This is a genomic window from Caballeronia zhejiangensis, from assembly GCF_022879815.1.
GTDB classification, from domain to species: Bacteria; Pseudomonadota; Gammaproteobacteria; order Burkholderiales; family Burkholderiaceae; genus Caballeronia; species Caballeronia zhejiangensis.
In genome coordinates this window covers 222,464-248,234 of record NZ_CP084283.1, presented here as the reverse complement: position 1 = coordinate 248,234, position 25,771 = coordinate 222,464, and the positions used below count along the sequence as shown (strand labels likewise).

General features: G+C 62.9%; 28 protein-coding genes and 1 tRNA gene. 20 read left to right on the top strand and 9 right to left on the bottom strand.

The genetic code is table 11. From position 1 onward, the window contains the following. Positions 1-21 precede the first annotated feature (21 nt). Complete coding sequence (locus tag LDZ23_RS01250; RefSeq protein WP_008351668.1) at positions 22-1,113, top strand: AI-2E family transporter; 1,092 nt, start codon at positions 22-24, stop codon at positions 1,111-1,113. Positions 1,114-1,165: 52 nt separating this feature from the next. Here the strand turns inward: LDZ23_RS01250 and purU are convergent, their stop codons facing one another. From purU to LDZ23_RS01225, 5 genes are read right to left on the bottom strand one after another with little or no spacing between them, the layout of a single operon-like run. Next, positions 1,166-2,035 carry a formyltetrahydrofolate deformylase gene (purU, locus tag LDZ23_RS01245; protein ID WP_008351670.1) on the bottom strand — a complete coding sequence of 290 codons (870 nt, stop codon included), beginning with the start codon at positions 2,033-2,035 and terminating at the stop codon, positions 1,166-1,168. A 22-nt stretch (positions 2,036-2,057) separates the two neighbouring features. Further along, the gene (locus LDZ23_RS01240; RefSeq protein WP_008351671.1) at positions 2,058-2,903 is read right to left on the bottom strand and encodes an NUDIX hydrolase; all 846 of its coding nucleotides are present in this window, start codon (positions 2,901-2,903) and stop codon (positions 2,058-2,060) included. Between the two features lie 3 nt (positions 2,904-2,906). Beyond that, positions 2,907-3,521, bottom strand: a complete 615-nt coding sequence (locus LDZ23_RS01235; RefSeq protein WP_008351673.1) for a LysE family translocator — start codon at positions 3,519-3,521, stop codon at positions 2,907-2,909. A gap of 1 nt (position 3,522) precedes the next feature. Beyond that, the gene (locus tag LDZ23_RS01230) at positions 3,523-4,089 is read right to left on the bottom strand and encodes an adenine phosphoribosyltransferase (RefSeq protein ID WP_008351675.1); all 567 of its coding nucleotides are present in this window, start codon (positions 4,087-4,089) and stop codon (positions 3,523-3,525) included. A gap of 60 nt (positions 4,090-4,149) precedes the next feature. Then, entirely contained in the window at positions 4,150-6,147 is a 1,998-nt protein-coding gene (locus LDZ23_RS01225) for a monovalent cation:proton antiporter family protein (protein WP_008351676.1), read from the bottom strand. Positions 6,148-6,307: 160 nt separating this feature from the next. Between LDZ23_RS01225 and kdsD the strand changes: the two genes are divergently transcribed. The 11 genes from kdsD to LDZ23_RS01170 all read left to right on the top strand — a co-directional run bounded on the left by kdsD (position 6,308) and on the right by LDZ23_RS01170 (position 15,786). After that, the gene (kdsD, locus tag LDZ23_RS01220) at positions 6,308-7,291 is read left to right on the top strand and encodes an arabinose 5-phosphate isomerase KdsD (RefSeq protein ID WP_008351678.1); all 984 of its coding nucleotides are present in this window, start codon (positions 6,308-6,310) and stop codon (positions 7,289-7,291) included. Further along, positions 7,291-7,830, top strand: a complete 540-nt coding sequence (locus LDZ23_RS01215; protein WP_008351681.1) for a KdsC family phosphatase — start codon at positions 7,291-7,293, stop codon at positions 7,828-7,830. Before kdsD ends, LDZ23_RS01215 begins: the two co-directional genes overlap by 1 nt. A gap of 4 nt (positions 7,831-7,834) precedes the next feature. Then, positions 7,835-8,437 (top strand): LPS export ABC transporter periplasmic protein LptC, encoded by a 603-nt coding sequence (lptC, locus tag LDZ23_RS01210; RefSeq protein WP_008351682.1) that lies wholly within the window; start codon positions 7,835-7,837, stop codon positions 8,435-8,437. 30 nt (positions 8,438-8,467) lie between these two features. Continuing rightward, entirely contained in the window at positions 8,468-9,154 is a 687-nt protein-coding gene (gene lptA / locus LDZ23_RS01205) for a lipopolysaccharide transport periplasmic protein LptA (RefSeq protein WP_033536543.1), read from the top strand. Between the two features lie 11 nt (positions 9,155-9,165). Beyond that, positions 9,166-9,933, top strand: coding sequence for an LPS export ABC transporter ATP-binding protein (gene lptB / locus LDZ23_RS01200; protein ID WP_085955336.1), 768 nt, complete (start codon positions 9,166-9,168; stop codon positions 9,931-9,933). A 153-nt stretch (positions 9,934-10,086) separates the two neighbouring features. Then, positions 10,087-11,604 (top strand): RNA polymerase factor sigma-54, encoded by a 1,518-nt coding sequence (locus LDZ23_RS01195; protein ID WP_008351688.1) that lies wholly within the window; start codon positions 10,087-10,089, stop codon positions 11,602-11,604. A gap of 184 nt (positions 11,605-11,788) precedes the next feature. Beyond that, positions 11,789-12,148 (top strand): ribosome hibernation-promoting factor, HPF/YfiA family, encoded by a 360-nt coding sequence (gene hpf, locus LDZ23_RS01190; protein WP_008351690.1) that lies wholly within the window; start codon positions 11,789-11,791, stop codon positions 12,146-12,148. A gap of 414 nt (positions 12,149-12,562) precedes the next feature. Then, entirely contained in the window at positions 12,563-13,018 is a 456-nt protein-coding gene (gene ptsN / locus LDZ23_RS01185; RefSeq protein ID WP_008351691.1) for a PTS IIA-like nitrogen regulatory protein PtsN, read from the top strand. 174 nt (positions 13,019-13,192) lie between these two features. Continuing rightward, positions 13,193-14,161: an HPr(Ser) kinase/phosphatase gene (gene hprK, locus LDZ23_RS01180; RefSeq protein ID WP_008351692.1), complete on the top strand. Its 969-nt coding sequence runs from the start codon at positions 13,193-13,195 to the stop codon at positions 14,159-14,161. Between the two features lie 63 nt (positions 14,162-14,224). Beyond that, complete coding sequence (gene rapZ, locus LDZ23_RS01175) at positions 14,225-15,097, top strand: RNase adapter RapZ (RefSeq protein WP_008351693.1); 873 nt, start codon at positions 14,225-14,227, stop codon at positions 15,095-15,097. A 56-nt stretch (positions 15,098-15,153) separates the two neighbouring features. Next, positions 15,154-15,786 carry an LON peptidase substrate-binding domain-containing protein gene (locus LDZ23_RS01170; RefSeq protein WP_008351694.1) on the top strand — a complete coding sequence of 211 codons (633 nt, stop codon included), beginning with the start codon at positions 15,154-15,156 and terminating at the stop codon, positions 15,784-15,786. On the opposite strand, the gene mutY is transcribed toward LDZ23_RS01170, so the two are convergent. Next, the gene (gene mutY / locus LDZ23_RS01165) at positions 15,783-16,844 is read right to left on the bottom strand and encodes an A/G-specific adenine glycosylase (RefSeq protein WP_008351695.1); all 1,062 of its coding nucleotides are present in this window, start codon (positions 16,842-16,844) and stop codon (positions 15,783-15,785) included. The two genes, LDZ23_RS01170 and mutY, sit on opposite strands and share 4 nt — an antisense overlap. Before the next feature lie 6 nt (positions 16,845-16,850). Beyond that, complete coding sequence (gene mutM / locus LDZ23_RS01160; RefSeq protein WP_008351696.1) at positions 16,851-17,681, bottom strand: bifunctional DNA-formamidopyrimidine glycosylase/DNA-(apurinic or apyrimidinic site) lyase; 831 nt, start codon at positions 17,679-17,681, stop codon at positions 16,851-16,853. A gap of 85 nt (positions 17,682-17,766) precedes the next feature. Here mutM and LDZ23_RS01155 point away from each other — a divergent pair, with 85 nt between their 5' ends. The 8 genes from LDZ23_RS01155 (at position 17,767) to hisC (ending at position 24,856) form a co-directional block, all read left to right on the top strand. Continuing rightward, a complete protein-coding gene (locus LDZ23_RS01155; protein ID WP_008351697.1) occupies positions 17,767-19,626 on the top strand; it encodes a tetratricopeptide repeat protein in 1,860 nt (619 codons plus the stop codon). After that, complete coding sequence (gene lolB / locus LDZ23_RS01150) at positions 19,623-20,252, top strand: lipoprotein insertase outer membrane protein LolB (RefSeq protein ID WP_008351698.1); 630 nt, start codon at positions 19,623-19,625, stop codon at positions 20,250-20,252. The genes LDZ23_RS01155 and lolB overlap by 4 nt, the downstream gene beginning before the upstream one ends. Before the next feature lie 30 nt (positions 20,253-20,282). Continuing rightward, positions 20,283-21,164, top strand: coding sequence for a 4-(cytidine 5'-diphospho)-2-C-methyl-D-erythritol kinase (ispE, locus tag LDZ23_RS01145; RefSeq protein ID WP_008351699.1), 882 nt, complete (start codon positions 20,283-20,285; stop codon positions 21,162-21,164). Positions 21,165-21,217: 53 nt separating this feature from the next. Further along, positions 21,218-21,294 (top strand) — tRNA-Gln (locus LDZ23_RS01140). 50 nt (positions 21,295-21,344) lie between these two features. Continuing rightward, positions 21,345-22,298, top strand: coding sequence for a ribose-phosphate pyrophosphokinase (locus LDZ23_RS01135; RefSeq protein WP_008351701.1), 954 nt, complete (start codon positions 21,345-21,347; stop codon positions 22,296-22,298). Positions 22,299-22,449: 151 nt separating this feature from the next. Continuing rightward, a complete protein-coding gene (locus LDZ23_RS01130; RefSeq protein ID WP_008351702.1) occupies positions 22,450-23,067 on the top strand; it encodes a 50S ribosomal protein L25/general stress protein Ctc in 618 nt (205 codons plus the stop codon). Between the two features lie 105 nt (positions 23,068-23,172). Continuing rightward, complete coding sequence (pth, locus tag LDZ23_RS01125) at positions 23,173-23,775, top strand: aminoacyl-tRNA hydrolase (RefSeq protein WP_008351704.1); 603 nt, start codon at positions 23,173-23,175, stop codon at positions 23,773-23,775. Positions 23,776-23,788: 13 nt separating this feature from the next. Next, positions 23,789-24,856, top strand: coding sequence for a histidinol-phosphate transaminase (hisC, locus tag LDZ23_RS01120; protein WP_008351706.1), 1,068 nt, complete (start codon positions 23,789-23,791; stop codon positions 24,854-24,856). On the opposite strand, the gene LDZ23_RS01115 is transcribed toward hisC, so the two are convergent. Beyond that, positions 24,853-25,113, bottom strand: coding sequence for a YfhL family 4Fe-4S dicluster ferredoxin (locus LDZ23_RS01115; RefSeq protein ID WP_008351708.1), 261 nt, complete (start codon positions 25,111-25,113; stop codon positions 24,853-24,855). The genes hisC and LDZ23_RS01115 overlap by 4 nt on opposite strands. Before the next feature lie 77 nt (positions 25,114-25,190). Then, a complete protein-coding gene (coaD, locus tag LDZ23_RS01110) occupies positions 25,191-25,697 on the bottom strand; it encodes a pantetheine-phosphate adenylyltransferase (protein WP_008351711.1) in 507 nt (168 codons plus the stop codon). Positions 25,698-25,771 lie beyond the last annotated feature (74 nt).

Here is a 25,771-nt window from a genome sequence, read left to right as displayed (position 1 = left end):
CAGGGGAAAAGGAACGCAGTCATGGCGAAGCGCAACGAAGCGGCCAACGAGGAAGCGCGTGTACGGGACCTGCCCACGCGCCACGTCAGGCTGACGAGCGACATGAGCTTGCCGAAGCTGTCGGCGGTGGAGATCGGCAGCTACGTCCTTGCGCTGCTGGCGCTGTATCTCACGCTCAGGCTGCAATTGCTCGGCGGCCTGCTCGCCGGCATGCTGGTTTTTCAGCTTACGCACATGATCGCGCCGCTGATCGAGCGGCATGTGGTCAGCCGGGGCGCGCGTCTCATCGCGGTCGGGCTGATTTCGGCGATCATCGTCGGCGGGCTGACGGGCGCGACCATCGCCACCATCGAACATTTCGAGCGCGACTTCCCGAGCGTCCAGAAATTGCTCGATCAGCTGATGAGCATCACGTCGAGCGCGCGGCTGTCCGTGCCCGACTGGCTCGCGAATTACCTGCCCGTGGACACCGTGCAGATGAAGGACAAAGCCACCGAGCTGATGCACAAGCACGCCGAGATGCTCCAGCAAGGCGGCAAGGAGATGGCGCGCGGCTTCGGTCATATCGTAATCGGCATGATCGTCGGCGCGATTATCGCGGTGAGCGCGCCGCGGGCGACGCACCATCGGCTGCCGCTTTCCACCGCGCTCGTCGCGCGCGTGTCGCGCTTTTCCGATGCCTTCCGCCGCATCGTGTTCGCGCAAATCAAGATTTCAGCGATCAACGCAGTCTTCACCGCGCTGTATCTTCTCGTCGCACTGCCGCTCTTTCACGAACGGCTGCCGCTTTCGAAAACGCTCGTGCTCGTCACGTTCATCGTCGGGCTGCTGCCGGTGATCGGCAATCTCATTTCGAACACGATCATCGTCGGCATTTCGCTGTCGGTGTCGTTCGGCACGGCGGTCGCGTCGCTCGCGTTCCTGATCCTGATCCACAAGCTCGAATACTTCCTGAACGCGCGCATCATCGGCGGGCAGATCGAGGCGCGCGCGTGGGAACTGCTACTCGCGATGCTCGCAATGGAAGCCGCGTTCGGCATTCCCGGCGTCATCGCCGCGCCGATTTTCTACGGATATATCAAGCGCGAGCTGATTTATCTGCGGCTCGTCTGAGCGTAAAAAAGCCCGCCTGAACCGGCGGGCTTTGTCTTTCCGAAAGCGCGATCTAGCGGAACACGACCGTCTTGTGTCCGTTGAGCAGAATGCGATGCTCGGCATGCCACTTCACCGCGCGCGCGAGCGTCACGCATTCGACGTCGCGGCCGATCGCCGTCAGTTGATCCGGCGTCATGTTGTGATCGACGCGCTCCACTTCCTGCTCGATGATCGGGCCTTCGTCGAGATCGGACGTGACGTAGTGCGCGGTCGCGCCGATCAGCTTCACGCCGCGATCGAACGCCTGATAGTACGGCTTCGCGCCCTTGAAGCTCGGCAGGAACGAGTGATGAATGTTGATCGCGCGTCCCGACAGCTTCGCGCACAAATCCGGCGACAGAATCTGCATGTAGCGCGCGAGCACGACGAGATCGGTGTCGTGCTGATCGACGATTTCCATCACGCGCGCTTCCTGCGCGGCCTTCGCTTCGGACGTCGCGTTGAGCAGCGGAAGATGATGGAACGGGATGTCATAGCTCGCCGCGAGCTGATAAAAATCCTTGTGATTCGAGATGATCGCCGGAATCTCGATCTGCAATTGCCCGGTGCGATAGCGGAACAGCAGATCGTTCAGGCAATGGCCAATCTTCGACACCATGATGACGACGCGCGGCTTGACCGATGCGTCGTGCAGTTCCCAGCGCATGCCGAATTCATCGGCGAGATCGCTGAACGACTTGCGCAGCGCGTCGAGGCCCGGATCGCCGCCGACTTGCTGGAAATGCACGCGCATGAAGAACTCGCCGGTGCGGCTGTCGCCGAACTGCGCGGAATCGAGGATATTGGCGCCGAGATTGAACAGGAAGCCCGACACGGCATGCACGATTCCCGGCCGGTCCGGGCACGACAACTTCAGATAAAAACTATGTTCGGTCGACATGACCTTTCCTCGTTCGGTTCTTTCAAATTTGCGGCGCTTCGAACAGCGCGTCGATGCCTTCGCACGCGTCTTCGTCGATCCACTGATGACGCAGCATGCAATCGAGCGTCGCGAGACTCGCATCGACGGTGAGCTTGCCCTCTTCGATCCAGCGCGCGACGTCCTCGATGCGCGCAAGGCGATGCTCGCCGACTTCGCCGTCCTGATTGTGCGGCGCGAAATCGGGCGGCAGGGAGACGTCGTACACGAAGATCTGCTCGGCCTGCGTGCCTTCCGGAAGCGACTGAAGCACATGAAACGTGCGGCCGGGTGTCGCCGTCGAAGCGAGTTCGGCGCTCATGCCCGCCTCTTCCCAGCATTCCTTCACGAGCGTCGGCATGAGTGCGAAACCCCAGCCGATGCCGCCCGCGACGACGTTGTCGAGCATGCCGGGATCGGTCGCCTTGGTGTCGCTGCGGCGCGCGATCCACAACTGCGGCGCCTTATCCCGGTATTTTACGATGCCGTTCAGATGCACCGCGTAGGTCATCGTGCCGAAGAAGCGCGACGCCGCACGCTCGATGAACGCGAGCGGCGCGGCGTCGAAGCCGTTGCGGATCGCGTAGGTTTCGTCGCGCCAACCGGGAATCTTGCCTTCGGCGAAAAGCGCGCCGATGACCGCGCCGAGCGCGGCGCTGCGCGCGTTCACATCGGCGAGCGCTGCGTGCAGGCGAACCGAAGCGGCGTCGATCACGAAGACGTCCGGCCAGCGGCGCAGCGCGTCGACGTCGGATCGGCGAATCCAGCCGACGCGTTCATCGCCGATAAAGAACGGTAGGTGCGCGGCGGCGTCGAAGCGGCGTGCGGCAACGATCGAAGCGAGCGGCATCTCTCAGTCCTTGAGCGCGACGCGAATGCCGAGCGCGATGAACGTGACACCCGCGAGCCGGTCGAGCCACACGCCCACGCGCGGACGGCGCTTCAGCCACGCGCCGATCATTCCCGCGCCGATGCCGAAAAGCGAAAACACGACGACCGTCTGCAGCATGAAGAGCGCGCCGAGTTCGAACATCTGCAGCATCACGCTTTGCGCGCCGTGCGGATCGACGAACTGCGGCAGGAACACGATGAAGAACAGCGTCACTTTCGGATTCAACATGTTGCCGATCACGCTCTGGCGGAACACGGTCGTAAGCGGCTGGCTCGGGCGCGCGTGCGCGGTCGCGAGGCCGTGGCTGCGCAGCGCCTTGATGCCGATCCACACGAGATACGCCGCGCCCGCCAGTTTCACCGCCTGAAACGCCATCGGCGACGAACGCAGCAGTGCTGCAACCCCGAGCGCCGCGAGCGTCGTATGGAAGATCACGCCGAATGCGAACCCGCACGCCGCGACCACGCCCGCGAGCCGTCCTTGCGAAATGCCGCGCGCGAGCACCTGAAGATTGTCCGGCCCCGGCGCGACGGTGATCGCGACGGAAGCCGCGAGAAAGAGCAGAAAGTTGGGCATGTCAATGTCCGGCGAATTCGCACACGGTATAAAGCGGCACGCCATTTTCGCGCAGCAGTTTCGAGCCGCCGAGATCCGGCAGATCGATGATCGCCGCCGCCTCGACTACTTGCGCGCCGAGCCGCTCCAGCAGGATCTTGCCGGCCATCATGGTGCCGCCGGTCGCGACCAGATCGTCGACGATCACGACGCGGTCGCCCGGCTTGCACGCATCCTCGTGAATCTCGACGGTCGCGCGGCCGTATTCCAGCTCGTACGACTGTTCGAGCGTCTTGTACGGCAGCTTGCCCTTCTTGCGGATCGGCACGAAACCGAGGCTCAGCTCGTACGCGAGAATCGGCCCGATGATGAAGCCGCGCGCGTCCATGCCGGCGATCACGTTCACGTTTTCGTCGATATAGCGCTGCACGAACAGGTCAATCAGCATGCGCAGCGCCTTGCGGTCTTGCAGGATGGTCGTGATATCGCGGAACTGCACGCCGGGTTGCGGCCAGTTATCGACGGTGCGCACGCGCTCCTTGATGAAACGCGCGGCGTCGAGCTGGGCGTGCGAGGGGGTAATGGACATGACTTCTCCGGAGTCCGCGCCGTGAGGCCGCGCGTTCGCCTTGGTGACAAAAGAGGGAAGCTAGGCTGCCCGGCGATTGCGCGAGAGCCGTTCCTCGGCTTGCGCCAGCACTTCGGGCAGGCCGCGCAGCACGACGATATCGTTCGCGCGCAGCTTGGTTTCGGGGTCCGGTGCGACGCCCCGGATGCCGTGGCGCCGGATCGCGGTCACTTCGACACCGTTGCCGACGAGTCCGAGATCGTCGAGCGAATGCCCGACGGCTTCGGAATTTGCGTCGATGGGTACGGATTGTAGCCGGACCTGCTCGTGGCCATCGTCGTCGTCGACGTCGTCGGCGCCGTGGAAATAGCCGCGCAGCAGGCTGTAGCGCGCATCGCGCATTTCCTCCACGCGCCGCACGACGCGGCGCATCGGCACGCCCATCAGGACGAGCGTGTGCGATGCGAGCATCAGGCTGCCCTCGACGATCTCCGGAATCACTTCCGTCGCGCCCGCCGCGGTGAGCTTTTCGAGATCGGCGTCGTCGACGGTGCGCACGATCACCGGCAAAGTCGGCGCGAGTTCGTGGATGTTGTGCAGCACGCGCATCGCGGACGGCGTGTTCGCGTACGTGATCGCGACCGTCGCCGCGCGATGAAGGCCCGCCGCGAGCAGCGATTCGCGCCGTCCGGCATCGCCGAACACGACCGATTCGCCCGCCGCCGCTGCCGCCGCCACGCGATCCGGGTCGAGATCGAGCGCGACATACGAAATGCCCTCTTGCTCCAGCATGCGCGCGAGGTTCTGTCCGGCGCGGCCGTATCCGCAGATGATGACGTGGCCGCTCTGCTTCAGGCTCTGCGTCGCGATTTTCGTCATTTGCAGCGATTGCAGCATCCATTCCGTCGACGAGAGCCGCAGCACGATCCGGTCCGCGTTCTGGATGATGAACGGGGCGGCGAGCATCGAGAGCAGCATCGCGGAAAGAATGGCTTGCAGGATCGTGGAATCGACGAGATGCGAATCCAGAATCAGATTCAGCAGCACGAAGCCGAACTCGCCCGCCTGCGCGAGACCGAGGCCCGTACGCATCGCGACGCCCGGCGTCGCACCGAAGGCGCGCGCGAGACCGGTGATCATCACCGCCTTGAGCAGGATCGGCACGACGAAAAAGCCGAGCACGAGAAACGGATGCTCCCAGATCACGCGCGGATTCAGCAGCATGCCGGTCGTCACGAAGAACAGACCGAGCAGCACGTCGCGGAAAGGCTTGATGTCCTCTTCCACCTGATGCCGATACGGCGTCTCCGCGATCAGCATGCCCGCGATGAACGCGCCGAGCGCAAGCGACAGACCGAACTTGTCGGTGATGAACGCCGCGCCCAGCGTCACGAGCAGCAGGTTCAGCATGAACAGCTCTTGCGAGCGGCGCCGCGCGACGAGGTCGAACCAGCGCGTCATGAACTTCTGGCCGATGAAAAGCAGCACCGTCAACGCGATGACGATTTTCACCGCGGCGATGCCGAGCCACATCGCGAGCTGCGACGACTGGCCGTTGCCGAACGCCGCGATGATGATGAGCAGCGGCACGACCGCCAGATCCTGAAACAGCAGCACGCCGAAGATGTTGCGGCCGTGCTCGGATTCGAGCTCGAGCCGCTCGGCGAGCAGCTTGCTGACGATGGCGGTCGAGGACATGGACATCGCGCCGCCGAGCGCGAAGCTCGCCTGCCACGACATGCCGATCCAGAAATTGGCGATCCAGCCGAAGATCATCGCGAGCGCGATGGTCGCGCCGACCTGGCTCGCGCCGAGTCCGAACACGATGCGCCGCATCGAGCGCAGCTTCGAGAGCGAAAACTCGAGCCCGATGGAGAACATCAGGAACACGACGCCGAATTCGGCGAGATGCTGCGCGCGGTCGGTGTCCGGCGCGATGCCCGCCGCGTGCGGCCCGACGATGATGCCGACCGTCAAATAGCCGAGCATCGGCGGCAGGTTGAAATAGCGAAATACGACGACGCCTGCCACGGAGCAGAGCAGCAGCAACAGCGTCATTTCGAGCGGAGAAATCGGCATCCGACTAGCGTCCTCGTTCGTCAGCGTTCCGAGGCGCGTGAATCGGGCGCTCCGGCATCTTAAAAAGGCCCCTGACGACAGGGCTTGCGGGGGCGGATAGACGGCGGCGCACCGGGCTCCGTACGGGGCGGCCCGGAATCGCCTTTGCTATACTCCGCGCATGATAGCGAAAATCAATGGCGACCGGGCGCTGGCGCTGGCTCGCAACGTAATTCAGATCGAAGCCGACGCCGTTCGCGGGCTCTCCGAACTCCTCGACGACAACTTCACGAACGCGGTCGAAACGCTGCTCGGCTGCCGCGGCCGCGTGGTCGTCTCGGGCATCGGCAAGTCGGGCCACGTCGCGCGCAAGTTCGCCGCGACGCTCGCCTCCACCGGCACGCCGGCGTTCTTCGTGCATCCGGCCGAAGCGAGCCACGGCGACCTCGGCATGGTCACCGCCGACGACATCTTCATCGCGCTGTCGAACTCGGGCGAAACCGAGGAGCTCGTCGCCATTCTGCCGCTCATCAAGCGGCTTGGGGCAAAGCTGATCGCGATCACCGGCCGTCCCGAATCGAGTCTCGCGCAACTGGCGGACATGCATCTGAATGCACGCGTCGAAAAGGAAGCGTGTCCGATGAATCTCGCGCCGACGGCCAGCACGACCGCCGCCATGGCGCTCGGCGATGCGCTCGCCGTAGCCGTGCTCGACGCGCGCGGCTTCGGTCCCGACGACTTCGCGCGCTCGCATCCGGGCGGCGCGCTCGGGCGGCGCCTGCTCACCTATGTGCGCGACGTGATGCGCGTAGGCGACGAAGTGCCGGTCGTTTCGCTCGACGCAACCGTTGCGGACGCGCTCTTCCAGATCACCGACAAGCGCATGGGCATGACCGCGGTCATCGACGAAAATCGTCACGTCCACGGCATTTTCACCGATGGCGACCTGCGCCGCATCCTGCAGCGCGACGGCGATTTCCGCGCGTTGAAACTCGCCGATGTCATGACCCGTAATCCGCGCACGATTGCGCCGGATCATCTCGCGGTCGAAGCCGTGGAACTGATGGAGCGCTTTCGCATCAATCAGATGCTAGTCGTGGACGCCGATGCGACGCTGATCGGCGCACTGAACATGCACGACCTCTTCTCCAAGAAGGTAATTTGATGGCGCAGAAGCCTCTCACCGCCGCCGAACGCGCGAGCCGTCTGAAGCTGATGGTGTTCGACGTCGACGGCGTTTTCACCGACGGCAGTCTCTATTTCACCGCCGAAGGCGACGCGATGAAGTCGTTCAATTCGCTCGACGGCCACGGCGTGAAGATGCTGCAGTCGGTCGGCGTGCAGACGGCGATCATCACGGGACGGCAATCGGGCATCGTCGCGGCGCGCGCGCGCGAACTGGGCATCACGCATCTCTATCAGGGCGTCGGCGATAAAACCGTCGCGCTCGCCGAAATTCTCGAAGCCACCGGCATCCCGGCCGACGAATGCGGCTACATGGGCGACGACTGGCCGGATCTCGCGGTGATGCGCCGCTGCGGCTTTGCGGCCGCGCCCGCGAACGCGCATCCCGAAGTAATTCAGCGCGTGCACTGGGTCGCGGAAGCGCGCGGCGGCCACGGCGCCGTGCGCGAAGTCTGCGACGCGATCCTGCGCGCGCAACATCGCTACGACGAACTGCTCGCCGCAGCGCTCGGAGGCTGAGGCCATGCCGCGCCCCGGAAAGCTCGCCTCGCTCCTGCCGCTTCTCGCGGTGGCGGCGCTGGCCGGCATCACCTACTGGCTGCTGCAGGCCACGCTGCCTCCAGCACAGCAGGCGCCCGCGCCCGAGAAGCGCCACACGCCCGACTACTTCGCCAACAACTTTTCGGTTTCCGAGCTCGACGCCACCGGCACGACGCAATATCGTCTGACGGCGAAGTCGATGGTGCATTACGAAGACGACGAGATCAGCGAGCTCACGCTGCCCGCGATGCGAATGTTCCAGCCGATGAAGCCGACCGTCACGGCGACGGCCCAGCGCGGCACGGTCAATGGCGACGTCTCGATCGTCGATCTCTACGACGACGCGCGCATCGTGCGCGCGGCCGGTTACGGAGATCCGCAGATGCAGGCGGATTCCCAGCATTTTCGCGTGCTGGTGAACGACGATGTCATCGAAACGGAAAAACCGGTTAGACTTCAGCGCGGCCCGTCGGTGATGACGGCCTCTGGCATGAACTACAACAACGTGACCCGGGTGATGAAGCTGTTCGGTAACGTGCGCGGCGCGATCGCAGCCACGGATATCAACGGCGGTTCGTCCAAGTAATCCCGGCACTCCCATCCGAATTGTGACTGCATGAACGAAAGGTTCCCTCGTCCCGATGGCGGCCCTGCGCGCGCAATGCTCGCGCGCCGTGCCACGCACGCCGTGCGGGCCGGGCTCGCTGCCGCCCTGACCATCGCGGTCGCGCTGGCCGCGCTGCCGGCGCACGCCGAAAAGGCCGACCGCGACAAACCGCTCAACATCGAAGCGGACAACATGTCGTACGACGATCTCAATCAGAAGAACATCTTCACCGGTCACGTAGTCGCGACGAAAGGCACGATCGTGATCAAGGCCGACCGCGTTGAGGTGACGCAAGACCCGCAGGGTTATCAGTACGCCACCGGCACGTCGACCGGCAACAATCTCTCGTATTTCCGTCAGAAGCGTGACGGTCTGAACGAGTACATCGACGGCAACGCGGTGCGAATCGATTACGACGGCAAGAACGACTTCACGAAGCTCACGACGCGCGCGGTCGTGCGCCGCCTGCAAGGCCTGACGACCGTGCAGGACGAAGTGCACGGCAGCGTGATCACCTATGACGGCCAGAAGGACTTCTACACGGCGAGCGCGGGCAAGGACCAGGCCGGACCCGGCAATCCGAGCGGCCGCGTGCGCGCGATGCTCGCGCCGCGTTCAGGCGGCGCCGCGCCGCTGAACGGTTCGCCTGCCACGCTTTCTCCGTCGAATACCATTCAAGGAACGCCGCAGCAGTGAATTCGCCCGCCATGCCCCACCGTAAGCCGGAAGGCGAGTCGAGTTCGCTCGTCGTCCGCAATCTGAAGAAGCGTTACGGCTCGCGCACCGTGGTGAAGGACGTGTCGCTCGATGTGAAGAGCGGCGAAGTGGTCGGGTTGCTCGGCCCTAACGGCGCGGGCAAGACCACGTCGTTCTATATGATCGTCGGCCTCGTGCCGCTCGATGCCGGCGAAATCGATCTCGACGGCAACTCGATCAGCCTTCTGCCGATCCACCAGCGCGCGCACCTCGGCCTGTCGTATCTGCCGCAGGAAGCATCGGTGTTTCGCAAGCTCACTGTCGAGCAGAACATCCGCGCGGTGCTGGAACTGCAAACCGATGCGTCGGGCAAACGCCTGTCAAAAGACGCCATAACACAGCGCGCCGAAGCCTTGCTCGACGAGTTGCAGATCGCGCATCTTCGCGAGAATCCGGCGCTGTCGCTGTCGGGCGGAGAGCGCCGTCGCGTCGAGATCGCGCGGGCGCTCGCGACCAACCCGAGCTTCATCCTGCTCGACGAACCCTTCGCGGGCGTCGATCCGATCGCGGTGCTGGAAATCCAGAAAATCGTGAAGTTTCTGAAGCAGCGCAACATCGGCGTTTTGATTACCGACCATAACGTACGCGAGACGCTCGGCATTTGCGATCACGCGTACATCATCAGCGACGGCACCGTGCTCGCGGCGGGCGCGCCGAGCGAAATCATCGAGAACGAAAGCGTGCGCCGCGTCTATCTCGGCGAGCATTTCCGCATGTGAGCGCACCGTCGCAAAGGCCGCATTGATAGTGCGCCGCATCATGCGAAAGTTGCAAAACTTACGTGCCGCCCCCGTGGGCGGCATGCGCTTTTTTGGAATCCCCGCGAGGTTTCGCGCGCGTGGCAAACTCTCTACAATGATTAAAACTTTGCCATGAAAGCCAGCCTCCAACTCCGCCTCTCGCAGCATCTTGCGCTGACCCCGCAACTTCAGCAGTCGATCCGGCTGCTGCAGTTGTCGACGCTCGAACTGCAGCAGGAAGTCGCGATGGCCATCGCTCAGAATCCGCTGCTCGAGAACGACGACGACTGGATTGCGAGCCCTTTGCGCGTCGCCGCGGACGGTTCGCTGATCGCGGCGCCGGCCACATCGAGCGCGCCGCCCGATTCGATGATGAGCAACGGCTCCACGTCGAGCAGTTCCAGTTCCGAGCGTTCGGAAAACAGCGAGCCGCAAGGCGTCGACGAGTACAACGGCCTGGGCTCGGACAGCGGTCAGGACTCGAGTTCATGGAATCTGGAAGACTACGGCCGTTCTAACAACGCTTCCGACGACGACGATCTGCCGCCGCTGCAAATCCACGAATCGACCACGACGCTGCGCGACCATCTGACCGCGCAGTTGCGCATGACCGCGGCGAATCAGCGCGATCGGGCGCTCGTCACGTTTCTGATCGAGTCGCTGGACGAGGACGGGTATCTCACGGCATCGCTCGATGAAGTCCAAACCGATCTTCCCGAAGAACTCGAAGTCGATCTCGACGAACTGAGCGCGGCACTCGCGTTGCTGCAGAGTTTCGATCCACCCGGCGTGGGCGGACGCTCGGCATCGGAATGCTTGAAGCTGCAGTTGCTGCGGCTCGATGGCTCGCCAACGCGCACGCTGGCGCTCGAGATCGTCACGAATCATCTGGAATTGCTCGCCGCGCGCGACTTCACGCGCCTGCGGAAACAGTTGAAGGCAAGCGACGACGCCCTCCGGGACGCACATTTGCTGATCAAGTCGCTGGAGCCGTTTCCGGGCGCGGCGTATGGCAAGAGCGAAGCAGACTACGTCGTTCCGGACATTCTCGTGCGCAAGACGTCGGGCGGCTGGACGGCTGAACTCAACCCGGAGATCGTGCCGAAGCTGCGCATCAACCATTTGTACGCGAACATCCTGCGCAACAATCGCGGCGATCCGGGCAGCGGTTCGTTGCGTCAGCAGCTTCAGGAAGCGCGCTGGCTCATCAAGAACATTCAGCAGAGGTTTGAGACGATCCTGCGTGTCGCGCAGGCAATTGTCGAGCGTCAGAAGAACTTTTTTGCACATGGCGAAATCGCCATGCGCCCCTTGGTTTTGCGGGAGATTGCTGATACGCTGGGTTTACACGAGTCGACGGTTTCTCGTGTGACCACAGGCAAGTACATGCTCACCCCATTCGGGACGCTTGAATTTAAGTACTTCTTTGGATCGCACGTTTCGACCGACACAGGAGGCGCGGCATCGTCAACGGCGATCCGGGCCCTCATCAAGCAACTGATAGGAGCGGAAGAGCCCAAAACTCCTCTTTCAGACAGCCGCATCGCCGAACTGCTGGCGGAACAAGGATTCGTGGTAGCGCGGCGCACCGTAGCCAAGTACCGCGAAGCCCTCAAGATCCCGGCAGTGAATCTGCGCAAGTCTCTATGACCCGTCTCTGTAGTCCATCGCGTGTTGCGATGGGCGTTTACCGGCCGCAACGCGAAAGCGCGGACGTGCCGGCCGATGCGCCCCGTTTGTCAAGCGCGCCAGGATGACGCGCCGGCGGGACACATTGCCGACCGGTATCGGACGAGCCGACGTGGCCTAGCGGCCATTAGCTTGGAGAGCAACTATGAATCTGAAGATCAGTGGACACCACCTCGAATTGACGCCTGCGTTGCGCGAGTATGTGATCACGAAACTGGACAGGGTGCTCCGTCATTTCGATCAAGTGATCGACGGCAACGTGGTCCTCTCGGTCGACAATCATAGGGAAAAGGAAAAGAGGCAGAAGGCGGAAATCAACCTGCACCTGAAGGGCAAGGACATTTTCATCGAGAGTTGTGACGCTGATATGTACGCGGCCATCGACCTGATGGTCGACAAGCTGGATCGGCAGGTCATCAAGCACAAGGACAAGATCCAGGGCCACGCCCATGAGTCCGTGAAGTACCGCGGCGAGTCGCATGAGATGGAAGCGCCGTCGCCGTGAGCATGAAGCACGGCATGCACGAAGTCTGATCGCCGGATGACAGCAAAACCCGCCGCCACAGGACGGCGGGACTGATTGGAGGGAGTCCTCGAATATCCGGAAACGATGGATCGGCGCATGCACCGAACCGAAGCCGCCCCGACTGGCGGCTTTTTTGTTGGATTTCTGCCGCTAGGTGATACAAGCCATTGATTTTCAGGGCTTTGTCCTGCACATTGAATTGAAAACCGTGCCATTGCGCGGCGCACCATCGGGCAGTGCCCTGTTCTATAATGGTCCGGTAATTTTCGGGGTCGCACGACAGGCACGCTGCAGGCAACGCCGCCAGCGCACTTTCCGTTTCACCATCGCCGTGAGCGCTTTCAGACAGCGGCCACGATGAGGAGCTATCAGGCCACGCTTTCGCCTGCCAACATGAATCGTTTAGCCAAATTTCTTCCCATCGAGAACGTGGTTCTCGGACTGTCCGTTACCAGCAAGAAACGCGTATTCGAGCAAGCGGGCCTGATTTTCGAGAACCAGAACGGCATCGCTCGCAGCACCGTCACCGACAATCTCTTCGCGCGTGAGCGCCTCGGCTCGACCGGCCTCGGCGAAGGCGTCGCCATTCCGCACGGCCGCATCAAGGGGCTGAAGCAACCGCTCGCCGCCTTCGTGCGTCTCGCCGAACCCGTCGCGTTCGAATCCCCCGACGGCCAGCCGGTCTCTCTGCTCATCTTCCTGCTTGTGCCCGAACAGGCGACGCAGCAGCATCTTGAAATTCTGTCGGAGATCGCCCAACTGCTCTCCGACACCGAGGCGCGCGAGCGTCTGCACAAGGAAGAAGATCGTGACGCGCTCTATCAGGTGCTCACGCAATGGCAACCGTAATAGCCACCCGAACATAGCGTTGCGCGTCCGTGCCGCCTCCGCGCCGGGCGCGCCTCGCTTACGCAAGGCTTCTGGGGCACAATCGGTCAAACGCAGCGCCATGCAGCGTATCGAAGCGACCCGCTTCGTCGTGACGCAAAGGCTGCTCCCGGCTTCCAACGGAGTTCCGGTCTCATGGATACGTCCAGCATCAACGCCCAAAGCATTTTCGACGACAACGCCGCCGCTCTTAAGCTCAGCTGGCTCACCGGGCATGAAGGCTGGGAACGCGGCTTTTCGAGCGAGACGGTCGCCAACGCGACGTCGAGCGCCGACCTCGTCGGTCACCTGAACCTGATTCACCCGAACCGTATCCAGGTGCTCGGCGACGCCGAGATCAACTACTACCAGCGCCAGTCCGACGAAGACCGCTCGCGCCACATGGCCGAGCTGATCGCGCTCGAGCCGCCGTTTCTAGTCGTCGCGGGCGAAGTGGGCGCGCCGCCGGAGCTCGTTCTGCGCTGCACGCGCTCGTCGACGCCGCTCTTCACGACGCGCATGTCGGCGGCGGCCGTTATCGACAGCCTGCGCGCGTACATGTCGCGCATTCTCGCGCCGCGCGCGACGCTGCACGGCGTGTTCATCGACATCCTCGGGATGGGCGTGCTGCTCACCGGCGACTCCGGTCTCGGCAAGAGCGAGCTCGGTCTGGAGCTCATCAGCCGCGGCCACGGACTCGTCGCCGACGACGCCGTCGATTTCGTGCGCCTCGGCCCCGATTTCGTCGAAGGCCGCTGTCCGCCGCTGCTGCAAAATCTGCTCGAAGTGCGCGGCCTCGGACTGCTCGACATCAAGACGATCTTCGGTGAAACCGCCGTGCGCCGGAAGATGAAGCTCAAGTTGATCGTGCAACTCGTGCGCCGGCCGGACGGCGAATTCCAGCGCCTGCCGCTGGAAAGCCAGACCGTCGACGTGCTCGGCCTGCCGATCAGCAAGGTGACGATTCAGGTCGCCGCGGGCCGCAACCTCGCCGTGCTGGTCGAGGCCGCGGTGCGCAACACGATTCTGCAACTGCGCGGCATCGATACCTTGCGCGACTTCATGGATCGCCAACGCCTTGCGATGCAGGATCCCGACAGCCAGTTTCCCGGCAAGCTGATCTGAGCGCGCGCCGAAACGAATCGGGCGCAGGTGCTAAGCTTAGGAAAAGCGAATTTCCCGAGACCCATGCGTATCATCCTGATCACCGGCATCTCCGGTTCCGGCAAGTCCGTTGCGCTGAACGCGCTTGAAGACGGCGGCTACTATTGCGTCGACAACCTGCCGCCGCGCTTTCTGCCCGAACTCGCCGACTATCTCGCGAAAGAAGGCCAGACGCGCCTCGCCGTCGCGATCGACGCGCGTTCGAGTCTCTCGCTCGATGAAGTGCCGTCCATCATCGACAAGCTCTCGAAGGACTTCGATCTGCGCGTGCTGTTCCTCAACGCGAGCACGCAGTCGCTGATCCAGCGTTTCTCCGAGACGCGCCGGCGTCATCCGCTGTCGGGCCCGCCGATGCGCGAAGCCGATGTCGGCGTGCTGAACTCGCTCGCCGAAGCGATCGAACGCGAGCGCGAACTGGTCGCGGGCCTCGCGGAATACGGCCATCAGATCGACACGAGCAATTTGCGCGCGAACGTTCTGCGCGCGTGGGTCAAGCGCTTCGTCGAAACCGACGCCGCCGACCTCACGCTGATGTTCGAATCGTTCGGCTTCAAGCGCGGCGTGCCGCTCGACGCCGATCTCGTCTTCGACGTCCGGACGCTGCCCAATCCGTACTACGACCGCGAATTGCGCCCGTTCACGGGCCTCGACAAACCGATCATCGATTTCCTCACCGCGCAGCCGCTGGTCGGCGAGATGATCGACGATATCGGCGCGTTCGTCGGCAAATGGCTGCCGCGTTTTCGCGACGACAACCGCAGCTATCTCACTGTCGCGATCGGCTGCACGGGCGGCCAGCATCGCTCGGTGTTCATCGCGGAGGCGCTCGCCGCGCGCTTTTGCGAGACGGCAAATGTGATCGTGCGGCATCGTGACGCGCCCATCCCCGCCGGGTAGCGCGATCCACACGCGAACCTGATCGCCGCGCCGGCGGTCCATCCTGGAGGGACGCGATGTCCGCGAATCCTGTTCTGGCCGACTTGCCGCTGTTTCCGCTTCACACCGTGCTTTTTCCCGGCGGCCTGCTGCCGCTCAAGATATTCGAGGCACGCTATCTGGACATGGCGCGCGAGTGTCTGCGCGAGCAGACGCCGTTCGGCGTGTGCCTGCTCAAGAGCGGGCACGAAGTCGCCTCGCCGGGCGATCCGTCGGTGCCGGAAAGCATCGGCTGCCTGGCCGAAATCGCGGAATGCGATGTCGATACCTTCGGTCTCCTGCTCGTGCAGGCACGCGGAACCGATCGTTTCCGGCTCACCGATCATCGTGTCGAGCCGAGCAATCTGATCGTCGGCACGGCCGAGTTGCTGGGTGAAGATCAGCCGCTGCAGGGCGCCGAGGCGCTCGCGAAATTCGGCGCGTGCGCAGAAGTGCTGGAGCGCATCATCGACACGATCAAGGAACGCGAGCCGCAGAATCTGCCCTTCGTCGAGCCCTTTCTATACGACGATCCCACCTGGGTCTCCAACCGCCTCGCCGAAATCCTGCCGATCCCGATGCGCGCACGCCAGAAGCTCATGGAGTTGATGGACGCCGGCGCGCGCATCGACGTCGTGCATCACTACATGCAGCATCATCAACTGCTTTAGAGGAGCGTGCCTGTCAGCGCGTCGAGCAGCTTGCGCACCGGCGCGGGCACGCCATAGGCGTCGATCTTCGCGAGCGACGCCCAGACGGTTTCGAGGTCCATCAAGTCGCGCGGCGCCTGGCGCGCCTCGCCGAGCCGCGGCTCGATATCCAGCTTGAAGTGCGTGAATGCGTGCGACATCGGCGCGAGTCGCTGCAGATGTTCATCGGCGCCGAGACGCTGCGCGACTTGCGCTAGCGCGGCTTCGTCCGCCGCTTCGGGCAGGCTCCACAATCCGCCCCATATCCCGATCGACGGACGCTTCTGCAGCAGGATCGAATCGCCGTCCCTCAGGACCAGCATCCATGTCTTGCGCGTCGGCACGGCTTTCTTCGGGCGCGCGGCGGGCAACTCGCGCTGACGCCCTTCGACCTTCGCCACGCAATCCGATGCGAACGGACAGCGCGCGCAGTCCGGCTTGCCGCGCACGCACAGCGTCGCGCCGAGGTCCATCAGGCCTTGCGTGTAAGCGGTCACATCGTTGTTGTTCGCGGCTTCCGGCAAGAGCGATTCCGCGAGCGTCCACATCGCCTTCTCGACTTTCTTCTCGCCCGGAAAACCTTCGACGCCGAATACGCGCGCGAGCACGCGCTTCACATTGCCGTCGAGGATCGTCGCGCGTGCGCCGAACGCGAACGACGCGATCGCCGCTGCCGTCGATCGTCCGATGCCCGGCAGCAGCGCGAGTTCGTCGACGGTCTGCGGAAACGCGCCACCGTGCTCGTACGCGACGGCCTGCGCGCAGCGGTGCAGATTGCGCGCGCGCGAGTAGTAACCGAGCCCGGCCCAGAGCGCCATGACGTCGTCGATGGGCGCATCGGCGAGCGCCGATACCGTCGGAAAGCGTTCGAGAAATCGCGCGTAGTACGGAATGACGGTGGAAACCTGCGTCTGCTGCAGCATGATCTCCGACAGCCAGATGCGGTAAGCATCGCGCGTGTTCTGCCACGGCAGGTCGTGACGGCCGTGAATGCGTTGCCACGCGATGAGGCGCGACGAAAAATCGGTGAGAGCGAGCATCGGATATTAGCGTTGGCAGCGCGGGCAGAAGTAAGTCGAGCGCTGTCCCTGGACGATTTGCCTGATCGCCGTGCCGCAGACGTGGCACGGCAGGCCCGCGCGATCATAGACGAAATAGTCGAGCTGGAAGTAGCCCGACTCGCCGTTGCTGCCGACGAAATCGCGCAGCGTGCTGCCGCCCTTGTCGATGGCGGCGGCGAGCGTCACGCGCACGGCGTCCGCGAGCAGGTCATAGCGCACGAGAGAGATGCGCCCGGCGGCGGTCGTCGGCCGGATGCCCGCGCGAAAGAGGCTCTCCGACGCATAGATATTGCCGACGCCCACCACGATCCCGCCCGCGAGCAGCGCCTGTTTCACCGACACCTTGCGCCCGCGCGTCTCGCGGAACAGCAGCGCGCCCGAAAACTCCGGCGAAAACGGCTCGACGCCGAGGCTCGCGAGCAGCGGATGTTCGAGCACGTCGCCGTCCGAGCGCGGATGCCAGAGAATCGCACCGAATCGGCGCGGATCGCGAAAACGGAGAATGAAATCGTCGAACACGATATCGACGTGATCGTGCTTCGCCGCCTCGGGCGGCTGCGGCACATGCCGCAGCACCCGCAGCGTGCCGGTCATGCCGAGATGGACGATCAGCCAGCCTTCGACGGTTTCGAACAGCAGATACTTCCCGCGCCGCTCTACTTTGTCGATTTTCAGATGGCCGAGCGTCTTCGGAAGATGCTTCGGGATGGGCCAGCGCAGCGCGGGCGTACGCACGTCGACGTGCTCGACGCGCCGTCCGGCGACATAGGGTTCGATTCCGCGGCGAGTGACTTCGACTTCCGGCAGTTCGGGCATTTTTCTGGAGAGAGACTTGCTCTGGCGTTTGTGCCGGTATTTTAGCGACCGCGTTACAATCGACTGAAACATCGTCTGGATTTCCATGAACTCGTTCGTCATGAAGCTGTTTGCGAAGCGTCAGTCCAGTTCGACGCATTCGTTCGCCGTGCCAATGTCGCGAATCGCCGGCGCCGTTGCGCTCGCGATGGCCGCGCTCGCGTTCGCGCCCGCGCACGCCCAGGCGCAGAACGCCACGCCCGTTCCGAGCGCCGACGATCAGGCCGACGCGCAAAACGCCGCCGATCTGCTGACCGCGCCCGTCAGCGGCGCGGAGACACAGGATCTGCCGAATGTGACAATGTCGAGCCAGATCGTGTTCCAGGTTCTGGCGGCCGAAGTCGCATTGCAGCGCGGCCAGCCCGCGCCCGCATTCCAGACCTATCTCGCGCTGGCCCGCGACACGCACGATCCGCGTTTCGCGCAGCGCGCGACTGAAATCGCGATCGCCGCGCAAAGCCCGAACGACGCGCTCACGTCGGCGCAGCTCTGGCAGCAGTTCGCGCCGCATTCCGATCGCGCGGCGCAGTTGAGCGCATCGCTGCTAATCGTCGGCGGCAAGCCCGAAGACGCGAAGCCGACGCTCGAACGCGAACTCGCGAAGGTGGCACCGGACCAGCGCGGCGACGCCATACTTTCTCTTCAGACCTTACTCGCGCGCGGGCCGAATCGTGTCGGTGGCCTGAACGTGCTCAAGGACCTGACGCAAAACGATCAGAACCGGCCCGAAGCGCAACTCGCGCTCGCACGTCAGCAGCTCGTCGCGGATGATCCGCCGGGCGCGAAGGCATCGCTCGAAAAGGCGTTGCAACTCAAGCCGGACTACCTGCCCGCCGCGCTGACGCTTGCGCGCATGGGCCCGGAAGAGCGCAAGGAAGGCATCGCGTCGTTCGAGAAATACGTCGACAAGAATCCGAAATCGCATGACGCGCGGCTCGCGCTCGCGCAGTTGTATCTGTCCGCCGACAGGCTCGACGACGCGCAGAAGCAGTTCGAGATCATGCGCAAGAACGACCCGAAGGACCTGACGCCGTTGATGGCGCTCGCGCTCATCAACATCCAGAAAAAGCAGTTCGACAAGGCGCAGGACTTCTTGAACCAATACGCGAAGGCGGCGGAAAACACGCCGGGCGCGGATCCTGGTCAGGCCTATATCTATCTCGCGCAACTGGCGCTGGAACAAAAGAACGACGACGCCGCGAGCCAGTGGCTCGACAAGATTCCGCGCACGAGCCAGCAGTATTTGCCTGCGCAGATCACGCGCGCGCAACTGCTCGCGAAGCAAGGCAAGGTCGACGATGCACGCGCGCTGATCGGCAATCTGCAAAGCTCGGATCCGCGCGATCTGGCGCTGCTCGCACGCACCGATTCGGCGATTCTTTTCGAGGCGCATCGCTACAAGGAAGCGGAGGCGAATCTCGCGAAGGCGGTCGCCGCGTTCCCCGACGATCCCGATCTGACGTACGACTACGCAATGGCCGCCGAGAAGAACGGTCACTACGACGTCATGGAAACGCAGCTTCGCACTTTGATGCGGACGCAGCCGAACAACCCGCAAGCGTACAACGCGCTCGGCTATTCGCTCGTCGATCGCAATCAGCGGCTCGACGAAGCGGTGAAGCTGATCGAACGAGCGGTTTCGCTCGCCCCGAACGACGCGTTCATCATGGATAGTCTCGGCTGGGCGCGCTTCCGTCAGGGCAATGCGGCCGAGGCGGAGAAGATCCTCAAGAACGCCTACAACCTTCAGCCGAATGCCGAAATCGGCGCGCATCTGGGCGAGGTGCAGTGGAAGTCAGGGCAGCAGGATCAGGCACGCGCCACATGGCGGCAAGCGCAGAAGCTCGAACCTGACAACGACACGCTCGTCAAAACGCTGAAACGACTTCAGGTGAACGACCTTTGATCGCATTCGATTCATTCGCCGGCGCATCGCTTCGACGCGGCGCGCTCGGCATCGCGGCGGCCGCCGCGCTGGTAATGTCCGGTTGCGCGCTGGAACCGCGCGTTCCCACGACGACGAACGCATCCACGTCGCTCGCGACGCAGACGAGCCGCATGTATCACGGACGCTTCGCCGTGCAGTACAACGACCAGAACGGCACGCCGCGCAACGCCTACGGCAATTTCGACTGGCAGGAGACGGGCGACACCGTCACGCTGCAGTTGCGCAATCCCCTCGGCCAGACGATGGCGATCGTGACTTCATCGCCCTCGCTCGCGACGCTCGAATTGCCGAACCGGCAACCCGTCAGCGCCGACAACGTATCTCAACTCATGCAGAACACGCTCGGCTTCGCGCTGCCGGTCGAAGGGTTGCGCTACTGGCTCCAGCCGTCGGCCGCGCCTAGCTCGCGTGCACAGACCACGCTCGATCCGGGCGCGGACAACGGCCGTCCGAAAGAAATCAAGCAGGACGGATGGACGATCGACTATCTCGCCTATGCCGACGCGCCGGGAACCGGCGTGAAGCGCGTGAATCTCACGCGCAGCGAACCGCCGCTCGACATCAAGCTCGTGCTCGATCAATAACTCAGCCGCTTTCGGTTCAAAGCATCACGCATGTCCTCATCGAACGAAACGCTTCGTGACTGCCTCGCGCCAGCGAAGCTGAATCTTTTCCTGCACATCACGGGCCGCCGTCCGGATGGCTACCATTCGCTGCAGACCGTTTTCCAGTTGCTCGACTGGGGCGACCATCTGCACTTCAGGCGTCGCGACGACGGCGTCATCATGCGCAAGACCGACGTGCCGGGCGTGCCCGAAGAACACGATCTCGTCGTGCGGGCCGCACGTTTGCTCCAGCATCACACGCGGACGAAGTTCGGCGCGGAGATCGAGATCGACAAGCGTTTGCCAATGGGTGCGGGCCTCGGCGGAGGCAGTTCCGACGCGGCGACAACTCTTTTAGCGTTAAATCGTCTCTGGGGTGTTGATCTTTCGCGTGAGATTCTGCAGAATCTCGGCCTGCAACTGGGCGCGGACGTGCCGTTTTTTGTCTTCGGGCAAAATGCTTTCGCAGAAGGTGTAGGTGAGGCGCTCCAGGCAGTCGATCTGCCGAAACGTTTCTTCCTCGTAGTAACGCCTGATGCTCACGTCCCCACCGCGGCGATTTTCTCCGAAAAAAGCTTGACACGGGATACGAAAGTCGTCACAATGATGGACTTTCTTGCACAGCAAAGGTCAGACACAAACTGGCCAGACAGCTTCGGTCGAAACGACATGCAGGCTGTGGTTGCAGGAAAGTACGCGGAAGTTGCAAAGGTGCTCGAGTGGTTTTCCAATCTCGCACCGGCGCGAATGACCGGATCTGGAGCAAGCGTGTTTGCCGCTTTCGCCAGCCGAGCCGAAGCAGAAATGGCGCAAGCCAAATTGCCGGCAAGCTGGAAGAGTGTGGTAACGGCAAGTCTGGATTCTCATCCTCTCTTCGCTTTCGCGTCATAGGTTTCGTTTTGCCGGGTATGTCCTACACTTCCCGGCGAGACTCAGAGTTGTGTAGGGGAGTCGCCAAGTTGGTCAAGGCACCGGATTTTGATTCCGGCATGCGAGGGTTCGAGTCCTTCCTCCCCTGCCATTCCTTTTCTCGCGTTTTTCCTCTCGCCTCCAGCCGCAGACAGGTGCACGATGAGCAGTGACGGCCTGATGGTTTTTACTGGCAACGCTAATCCCGCGCTTGCACAGGAAGTCGTCAAAATCCTTGGTATTCCTCTCGGCAAAGCGATGGTCAGCCGCTTCTCAGACGGCGAGATCATGGTCGAGATTCAGGAAAACGTTCGGGGCAAAGACGTATTCGTTCTGCAGTCCACCTGCGCTCCCACGAACGACAACCTGATGGAACTGATGATCATGGTCGATGCGCTCAAGCGCGCATCCGCAGGCCGGATCACCGCAGCCATCCCCTACTTCGGCTATGCGCGCCAGGACCGCCGTCCGCGTTCCGCGCGAGTGGCCATCTCGGCGAAGGTCGTCGCGAACATGCTGGAAATTGCCGGCGTCGATCGCGTGATCACCATGGACCTTCACGCCGACCAGATTCAAGGCTTCTTCGACATCCCCGTCGACAACATCTACGCAACACCCGTTCTTCTCGGCGATCTGCGCAAGCAGAACCATGACCATCTGCTGGTCGTGTCGCCGGACGTCGGCGGCGTGGTGCGCGCGCGTGCGCTCGCCAAGCAGTTGAACACGGACCTCGCGATCATCGACAAGCGCCGTCCGAAGGCGAATGTCGCTGAAGTGATGAACATCATCGGTGAAGTGGAAGGCCGCACCTGCGTCATCATGGATGACATGGTCGACACCGCCGGCACGCTGTGCAAGGCCGCGCAAGTATTGAAGGATCGTGGCGCGAAACAGGTTTTCGCATACGCGACGCACCCCGTTCTGTCGGGCGGCGCGGCGGCGCGCATCACGGCGTCGGAGCTGGACGAACTCGTCGTCACGGACACGATTCCCCTTTCGGCCGAATCGCTTGCGTGCGCGAAGATCCGTCCGCTGTCGAGCGCGGGTTTGCTCGCGGAGACGTTCTCCCGAATCCGGCGCGGCGACTCGGTGATGTCGCTCTTCGCCGAAGGTTAATCAGAATCGAGCAAGGAACGCGAAGCAGAGGCTTCGCGTTTTTGCATGATCGGCGCGAACGGACGAAGGTTCGCGTCGCTTGTTGTGGGATCACCCGTTTTCGATGATCCCGGTTTCCCTGCCTGGTCGCGGGCAGATATAGGAGTCGAATATGAAAGTCGTCGCTTTCGAGCGTAGCAAGCAAGGTACGGGTGCGAGCCGCCGCCTGCGTAACTCGGGCAAGACCCCGGGTATCGTGTACGGCGGTGAAACGGACGTTCAACTGGTCGAACTCGACCACAACGCCCTGTGGCACGCCCTGAAGAAAGAAGTTTTCCACTCGTCGATTCTCGACCTGGAAGTGGCCGGCAAGTCGCAACAAGTTCTGCTGCGCGACGTGCAATACCACCCGTTCAAGCAGCTCGTGCTGCACGTGGACTTCCAGCGCGTCGACGCGAAAAAGAAGCTGCACACCAAGGTGCCGCTGCATTTCATGAACCAGGAAACCAACCCGGCCGTGAAGCTGTCGGGCGCGGTGATCTCGCACGTCGTGACGGAACTGGAAGTGGAATGCCTGCCGGCAGACCTGCCTGAGTTCCTGGAAATCGATCTGGCGAAGATCGAAGCCGGCCAGACGATGCACGCGAAGGACATCCCGCTGCCGAAGGGCGTGAGCCTGACGGTCTCCGTCGAGGCGGAAAATCCGGTGGTGGCTTCGGCGACCATTCCGGCTGCCGTCGTGTCGGAAGGGACTGGCGAAGCTGAAGGCGACAAGCCGGCAGCCGAGTAAGCACGCGGAATATCGCTATCCTCTCGATCCGTTCGCAAGAACGGTCGACGTGACCCGCCGGCGCGCAAGCCCCGGCGGGTTTTTTTTCGTTCTACAAGACTCGACATGATCAAGCTGATCGTCGGCCTGGGCAATCCGGGCGCCGAATACACGGCGACGCGGCATAACGCGGGCTTCTGGTTCGTCGACCAGTTCGCACGCGACGCCGGCGCCACGTTGCGCGAAGAGCGCCGTTTCCACGGTTTCTACGGCAAGGGACGTCTGCACGGCCACGAAGTGCATCTGCTCGAACCGCAGACGTTCATGAATCGCTCAGGGCAATCGGTCGTTGCGCTCGCGCAGTTCTTCAAGATTCTCCCCGACGAAATTCTCGTCGCGCACGACGAACTCGATCTTCCGCCCGGCACCGTCAAGATGAAGCTCGGCGGCGGCAGCGGCGGCCACAACGGCCTGAAGGACATCTCCGCGCATCTTTCGTCGCAGCAGTACTGGCGGCTGCGCATCGGGATCGGGCATCCGCGTGATCTGATTCCCGAAGGCGCGCGCGCGGGCGCGAAACCCGATGTCGCGAACTTCGTCCTCAAGCCGCCGCGCCGCGAGGAACAGGACGTGATCGATCAGTCGATCGAGCGCGCGCTCGCCGTGATGCCGTTCGTCGTCGCAGGCGAAACCGAGCGTGCGATGATGAACCTGCACCGCAATTCTTGATTTGGAGCCGACAGTGAGCCGTTTCTGGAGCGATATCGTCCATCGTCTGACGCCGTATGTGCCGGGCGAGCAGCCCGCGCTGGCGCATCCCGTCAAGCTGAACACCAACGAGAATCCGTATCCGCCGTCGCCGCGCGTCGTCGATGCAATCCGCCACGAGCTCGGCGCGGACGGCGCGTCGCTGCGCAAATATCCGGATCCGACCGCGCGTGCATTGCGCGAGGCCGTCGCGAACCATCACGGATTGCGCATCGAGCAGGTTTTCGCGGGCAACGGTTCGGACGAAGTGCTCGCGCACGCGTTCCAGGCGCTGCTCAAGCACGACAAGCCGATCCGCTTTCCCGACATAACCTACAGCTTTTATCCCGTGTACGCGCAGCTTTACGGCGTCGAATACGAGACCGTGCCGCTGAACGCCGATTTCGCCATCGATGTCGACGATTACCGCGCGCCATGCGGCGGCGTGCTGCTGCCGAATCCGAATGCGCCGACGGGCCGCGCCCTGCCGCTGTCGGAAATCGAAGTGCTGCTGAAGGCGAATCCGGATGCACCCGTCATCATCGATGAAGCGTATGTGGACTTCGGCGCGGAATCGGCCGTGAATCTGATCGACGCCTATCCGAACCTGCTCGTCGTGCAGACGACGTCGAAAGCGCGTTCGCTGGCGGGTATGCGCGTCGGCTTTGCGTTCGGCGATCCGGCGCTCATCGAGGCGCTCACGCGCGTGAAGGACAGCTTCAATTCGTATCCGCTCGACCGCCTCGCGCAAGTCGCGGCAATCGCGTCGTACGAAGATCAGGCGTGGTTCGAGGAAGGTTGCGCGAAGGTGATCGCGAGCCGCGAGAAGTTGAGCGCGCAGCTACAGACGCTTGGATTCGATGTCGTTCCGTCCGCAGCCAACTTCGTCTTCGCGAAACATCCCGCGCACGATGCCGCGACGCTCGCCGCGGCGCTAAAGTCGAAGGAAATTTTCGTGCGCCACTTCAAACTGCCGCGCATCGATCAGCATCTGCGCATTTCCATCGGCACGCCGGCCGAATGCGATGCGCTCGTCGCTGCATTGACGGAGATCGTCGCTTAGGAATTGCCCTTCGCGGCCATCAGCGCGTGGTACTTGGCCATCAACTGTTCGGGCGATTCGGCGTGCGCAGGATCGCGCGGAATGCATTCCACCGGGCACACTTGCTGGCACTGCGGCTCGTCGAAATGGCCGACGCATTCCGTGCATTTGTTCGGGTCGATGACGTAAATCTCGGGACCCATCGAAATTGCGTCGTTCGGGCACTCGGGCTCGCAAACGTCGCAGTTGATGCACTCGTCGGTAATGATCAGGGACATGCTTCACTCTCTTCTTGCCGGATGGCTTCCGGCATAAACCCGCGCACCTTCGCAGATAAGTGCGCGGGCCCGGCGTCTCAAGGCGCCGCCGGATCTTTCTGCGTCTGCTCGCCGACCTTGTCCATCAACCGCTTTTCCACCGACGGGAACACGAACTTGCTCACGTCGCCGCCAAGCTGCGCGATCTCGCGCACGATGGTGCCGGAGATGAACTGATATTGATCGGACGGCGTCATGAACATCGTCTCGACATCGGGCAGCAGATAGCGGTTCATCCCGGCCATCTGGAATTCATACTCGAAATCGGAGACGGCGCGCAATCCGCGCACGATCACGCGCGCGTTGTTCTTGCGCACGAAATCCTTCAATAGCCCGGTGAAACTGCTCACCTGCACGTTCGGATAATGCCCGAGGACCTCGTGCGCGATATCGAGCCGTTCCTGCAGCGAGAAAAACGGCTTCTTCGCGCGGCTGTCCGCGACGCCCACGACGAGCTGATCGAAAATGCTCGATGCGCGCCGCACGATGTCTTCATGCCCGCGGGTGAGCGGGTCGAACGTACCCGGATACACGGCGACAACCATGAGCTTCTCCTCTTCTATTTACACTGGGCCGCGTGGCTGCGACGACCAGCTCTGCCTCGTTTCCCGCGAAATCG